The organism is Arthrobacter sp. Br18 (assembly GCF_000520555.1).
In the GTDB taxonomy this organism is placed as follows: domain Bacteria; phylum Actinomycetota; class Actinomycetes; order Actinomycetales; family Micrococcaceae; genus Arthrobacter_D.
Genome location: NZ_KI914872.1, coordinates 28930 through 34341 on the forward strand (window position 1 = coordinate 28930; position 5412 = coordinate 34341).

General features: G+C 66.0%; 5 protein-coding genes. 3 read left to right on the top strand and 2 right to left on the bottom strand.

The features are described 5' to 3' along the window. Positions 1 to 21 precede the first annotated feature (21 nt). Positions 22 to 1713 (bottom strand): threonine/serine exporter family protein, encoded by a 1692-nt coding sequence (locus tag Y704_RS0111970; protein WP_081747603.1) that lies wholly within the window; start codon positions 1711 to 1713, stop codon positions 22 to 24. A gap of 43 nt (positions 1714 to 1756) precedes the next feature. Then, positions 1757 to 2830 carry a lipid II:glycine glycyltransferase FemX gene (locus tag Y704_RS0111975; protein WP_026550298.1) on the bottom strand — a complete coding sequence of 358 codons (1074 nt, stop codon included), beginning with the start codon at positions 2828 to 2830 and terminating at the stop codon, positions 1757 to 1759. Between the two features lie 189 nt (positions 2831 to 3019). Here Y704_RS0111975 and Y704_RS0111980 point away from each other — a divergent pair, with 189 nt between their 5' ends. The 3 genes from Y704_RS0111980 to Y704_RS0111990 all read left to right on the top strand — a co-directional run bounded on the left by Y704_RS0111980 (position 3020) and on the right by Y704_RS0111990 (position 5390). After that, entirely contained in the window at positions 3020 to 4024 is a 1005-nt protein-coding gene (locus Y704_RS0111980; RefSeq protein WP_026550299.1) for an aldo/keto reductase family protein, read from the top strand. Between the two features lie 8 nt (positions 4025 to 4032). Beyond that, positions 4033 to 4878: an NAD-dependent epimerase/dehydratase family protein gene (locus Y704_RS0111985; protein WP_026550300.1), complete on the top strand. Its 846-nt coding sequence runs from the start codon at positions 4033 to 4035 to the stop codon at positions 4876 to 4878. Between the two features lie 86 nt (positions 4879 to 4964). Beyond that, entirely contained in the window at positions 4965 to 5390 is a 426-nt protein-coding gene (locus Y704_RS0111990; RefSeq protein WP_026550301.1) for a hypothetical protein, read from the top strand. Positions 5391 to 5412 lie beyond the last annotated feature (22 nt).

A 5412-nucleotide genomic window follows, 5' to 3' on the forward strand; every position in this document is an offset into this window, starting at 1 on the left:
GCTGCCCGCCGCTTCCGGAGGTCAGCGCCGACGGCTCCGCTCGCGCTCATTGCTGCTGAGCCCCTTGGTGAACGGACGTGCGAGGTTGTCGCCGAGCACCACGCCGCCCGCAATGGCCAGGATGACGGTGAGCGCGTTGAAGAGGCCGATCGCGCCGTCGTTCACCATCGCCGGATCGAGCGTCAGCGAATACATCGAGCGGAAGATGGTCAGCCCCGGGTAGAGGAACATGACGGCGGGCACTGCCACCACCAGCTGCGGCGCTCCCATCCGCAGGGCGACAACCCGCGAAAGCCCTCCGATCAGCACCGCGGCGAGTGCCGGAGCGAGGCGGTACCCCACTCCCGCGTTGACCACCGAGATCCACAACAGGAACCCGGCAACGCCGACCAGGGATGTCGGGACCACGAGCTTGATGTCGGTCTGCTCGGAGATGCAGATCATGGCGACAGCGATGAACACGAGGACCGCGACCACCGGCCAGGGATAGAGCGACACCGGGGATTGCAGAAGATCGAGTGCGGGAATGCCGATCATGGCTCCGAGAACCAGGGCGACGGCGATACCCGAAACCACGCCCCCGAACACCAGGACAGCCGAAAGGTAGCGGCCCGCGGCCGTGACGGGGAAGCCGTTGATGGCATCCTGGGTTGCCGAGACCAGGCGTCCCGTGGGAAGGAGGAGCAGGATTCCGCCCACCACCACCAACGACGGCGCGATCGGCAACTCGAGCCACCAGAAGAGCATGGCCGTCAGGGTGACCATTGCAGCCGATGTCGCCACCGCGAAGAATTCCGGCACACGCCACTTTCCGAGCTGGCGGGACAGCAGATCCACCAGGATGCAGCTTGCCAGTCCCACCAGGGAGCCGAGCGGACCGCCCCCGATGAAGCCCACGATCGCGGCCGCGAAGATTCCGAACGCCGCAGTGACCATCCACCGCGGGAAGGGCTTGGGACGCTGAGTGATGTACTCGAGCCGCTGGCTGGCTTCGGGGCGTGACACCCCGCCGTCGGCGATATCCGATACCAGCCGGTGGATCGCGGTGAGGCCCGCGTAGTTGTTGGTCCAGGAGCGCACCACACGCAGCACGGTCGTGGGTGTCTGGTCCTTGGCCGAGTAGTTGAGGACCACCGACTGGTTGGTGATGTCCACTTCCACGTGATCCACGCCGAAGGCGGCTGTCACCGCGATGATGCTCGTTTCGACCTCGAGGGCTCCGGCTCCGTACCGGAACATCGTCTCGGCGAGGCTCAGGGCGAAGTCCAGGGTCTTGCGGACGCTCGCATCCGGTCCGGCCACCTGGACCATCGGATTCGCGTAGGGGCTCCCGGCGAGCCGCTCCACGATGCTCATCGCCTGGGTGGGCGGCGCCTCCCCCTGGACAAGCCGCCTCAGCACGTTGCGCGCGGCGGCGTTGGACCGGTCCGGCCGAACGGTCCGCGGCGTGGTCGGCAGCGCGTCGGTGGGCCGGGAGCCGGGTTGCCGCTGCTTCCCCTTCGGCACCGTTTTCTGCTGCACCTTCGGAGGCCGCTGCGGCCGCGTTGCAGGCTGCACTTTCGGCTGCACTTCCGACCGCGGGGTGGCGATGAGCTTTTCCTTCTCGGCGTCGGACGGGTCGAAGGGCCGCTGGATCACCGGCAGTGACTCCGCCACAGGAGAAGGATTGGTAGTGGGCGAATGACCGTTTCCAGGCCCGGTGCCGTCTTTCATCGATAAACCCCTCGTGCGCGGTTCTCCCCCTGGGGGCTGACGCTTAGTAGAACGGCTGATGGCGCCGCCGCCAGTAGATCTGACGTGCCACGCGCTCCCCGGCAGCAGTCCATATCCGGTACCTCAGGGGATGGATGACGGCGTCGTAGCACCCGATGAAATCAGTCACGGTCCGGGTGAAGCTCGTCTTGAACAACCCGAGGCCGTGGTGGGGGTGGGACGGGTCCTTGAGACTGTCGCTGGGCGGTGTCCCGCAGAAGTCGTACTCCACGATGCCGTGTTCTGCCTTGAGGTCGTTGATCGCGGTCCACTGCAGCAGGTGGGAGTCACCGTACTGCGAGCGCTGCGGCTTCGACCCGCCGTCCTTGTAGGTCCCCTTGGTGCCGTAGTTGAGCACGAAGGCACCCACCGAGGCTTCGCCGTCCTCGTAGACGAAGTACAACCGGCCCTGGCCCGCCTGCGCGAAGTTGCCCCAGAACCTGCTGTAGTACTCGAAGGAGCGCAGCCGTGCGCTCGACCGGTCCTCGATATGGGACATCAGGCCGTACATGGTGCGGAAATTCTCCGGCGTCGGCTCCACCCGGTGCACTTCGACGCCTTCACGGATCGCCCGCCGCACGGCGTTCCGGCCGCGCGAATGGAGATTGCGGAGCAACTGGTTCGGTTCCGGGGTGGTGTCGAGGATGGCGGTGTGGTCGTTGGGCTGCAGGTCGAAGGTCTTCTGGAGTCCTGCCTCGCGGAAGATGGCACGGGCTTCAGCGGTGTCCTCGATATCCGGCTCGATCTTCACCGCGAAGACCGGAAGCTTCGAGCGAAGAATGAACTCCCGGATGGCGCCGACCGCCGCGGGAACCTGACCGGACGTCTCCACGGCCGGCCCCTTGATGAGGTACCAGAGCCGACCCAGGACGGGGTAGGCCTTTTCCAGCACGAGGTTGTAGCTCGAAAAGTTCTGGGACTCGAGCACCAGGAACAGCGGCTTCCACCCGTGATGCGACTTCACTTCCGCAAATGACGCTGACTGCAGTACGTTTCCGCCGCCCGGATTCGCGGTCGCATGGACGTCCCAGTTCTCGCGCTCCGCGTCCGTGGCGAAGCGCGCGGTGAAGTTGACCAATTTTCCTCTATCAGTGAGTGCTGTTCGGAACGCGGGGCGGTCCGCCAGGACCACCGGGAATTACGCGGTCGAGTCTACCGGCTGTGGGTCCAGCGGCTCTCATCGGCGCTCCGCGCCCGGGCGACTACAGGAGTGCGGGGAGGTCCGCAACCTGTGCATGGTGCACCGGGCATGGCTAGCATCGGAGTCATGGACTTTAGATATCTTGGAAACAGCGGACTCAAAATCTCGGAAATCACCTACGGCAACTGGCTGACCCACGGTTCACAGGTGGAGAACGACGTCGCCACGCAGTGTGTGCGTGCGGCACTCGACGTCGGTATCAGTACCTTCGACACCGCCGACGTGTATGCGAATACCGCGGCCGAGACGGTCCTCGGCGAAGCCCTGAAGGGCGAGCGCCGCCAGTCCCTGGAGATCTTCACCAAGGTGTGGGGGGCAACCGGCCCGAAGGGACACAACGACGCCGGCCTGTCCCGCAAGCACATCCTGGAGTCGATCGACGGCTCGCTCGAGCGGCTGCAGACCGGTTACGTGGACCTCTACCAGGCCCACCGCTACGACCACGAGACGCCGCTCGAAGAGACCATGCAGGCCTTCGCCGACGTGGTCCGCCAGGGCAAGGCACTCTACATCGGCGTGAGCGAATGGACGGCGCAGCAGATCCGCGACGGTGCGGCTCTCGCCCGGCAACTCGGGTTCCAGCTCATCTCGAACCAGCCGCAGTACTCCATGCTGTGGCGCGTCATCGAGGGCGAGGTGGTACCGGTGTCCGAGGAACTCGGCCTGTCGCAGATTGTGTGGTCGCCGGTGGCCCAGGGCGTGCTGACGGGCAAATACCAGCCCGGGCAGCAGCCGGAACAGGGCACCCGAGCCTCCGACGACAAGGGCGGCCGCGACATGATCAAGCGGTGGATGGACGACGACGTCCTGACCGGGGTGCAGAAGCTGCAGCCCATCGCCGACGGTGTCGGCCTGACGATGGCGCAGCTGGCCATCGCCTGGACCCTGCAGAACAGGAACGTCGCCTCGGCGATCATCGGCGCGTCGCGGCCGGAACAGGTCAAGTCGAATGCCGTGGCTGCCGGGATCGTCCTCGATGCTGATGTGATGACGGCCATCGACGATGCCATCGGTTCCCTGGCCGAGTCGGATGCCTCGAAGACCACGTCTCCTGCTTCGCGGCCCGCCTAGTGCCCGCGCTGCGGATCGCGGTCACCGGGGCCACCGGGAAACTGGGTCGCACCGTCGCCCGCGGGTTGCGGGACGCCGGGCACTCCGTCCTGGATCTGGACCAGAACGGCGAGCGGAGCCCGGAGTTCCTGCGGATCGACCTGCGGGACTACGGCCAGGTGATCGATGCCCTGATGGGGGTCGATGACCGCCACGACGGCTTCGACGCCGTGGTGCACCTCGCTGCCATCCCGGCGCCGGGGATCTCCGCCGACGTCGCCACCTTCTCCAACAACATGCTGTCCACCTACAACGTCTTCCAGGCCTGCCGGCGGGCCGGTATCAAGAGGGTGGTGTACGCCTCGAGCGAGACCGTCCAGGGCCTCCCCTTCGATACCGACCCTCCCTACATCCCGGTGGACGAGGAGTATGCCGCGCGGCCGGAGAGCACCTACTCGCTGGTCAAGCATCTTGAGGAAAAGCTGGCCATCGAGCTGACGCGCTGGGATCCGGAGCTGAGCATCACGGCACTGCGCTTCTCCAACGTGATGGATCCGGAGGACTACGCCGCGTTCCCGTCGTTCGACGCCGATGCCAGCCTGCGCAAGTGGAACCTCTGGGGTTACATCGACGGGCGTGACGGCGCCCAGGCAGTGCTGCGCGCACTGGAGACAGCGGGACCGGGGTTCGACAGGTTCCTCATCGCGGCCGCCGACACCGTGATGAGCCGCTCGAGCGCCGAACTCGCGGCGGAGGTGTTTCCCGGCGTCGAACTGACCCGGGAGGTGGGGCAGCATGAAACGCTACTCTCGATCGACAAGGCCCGGCGCGTGCTGGGATTCGATCCACAGCACAGCTGGAGGGACCACGTCTGACCGGTGGTCCCGTGCGGCGAATGATCAGTAGGCTTAGCAATGACGGGGACCATGTGCACTGACGTGCACCGACGAGAGGCGTGACCATGACCGAGCAGAACCTGCCCGACGAGGAACTGACGATTGTCGACGAAGATCCCGAGGTGGCGAGCGCCTCCCTGGCTCCCGAGGCATTCGACCCGGTGCTCGAAGGGAATCCTGACGATTATGCGGAGGCTGCCGAGAACAATCCTGACCGGTGGCAGGAGGATCCGCTGCTGCAGGACGAACCAGCGGCTGACCTGACCGGCGAGGAGGGCTACTTCAGCGACCAGACCCTCCGGGAGGAGACGGCCGAGGCCCGCTATGAGCAGGGCGAGGAGCAGATTCCGCCGGACGAGCCGATGCTCGGGGAGGCTGCGGCCGACGTCGACTTCGGAATGATGGAAGAGAATGACGTCGATGCCAGCGACGACCCCGCGAACCGAGGCGGCTCTCCCCTGAGCCACCTCGACCAGGAGGATGTCAGGTAGGCAGGGTCGTCGATCAGGCAGG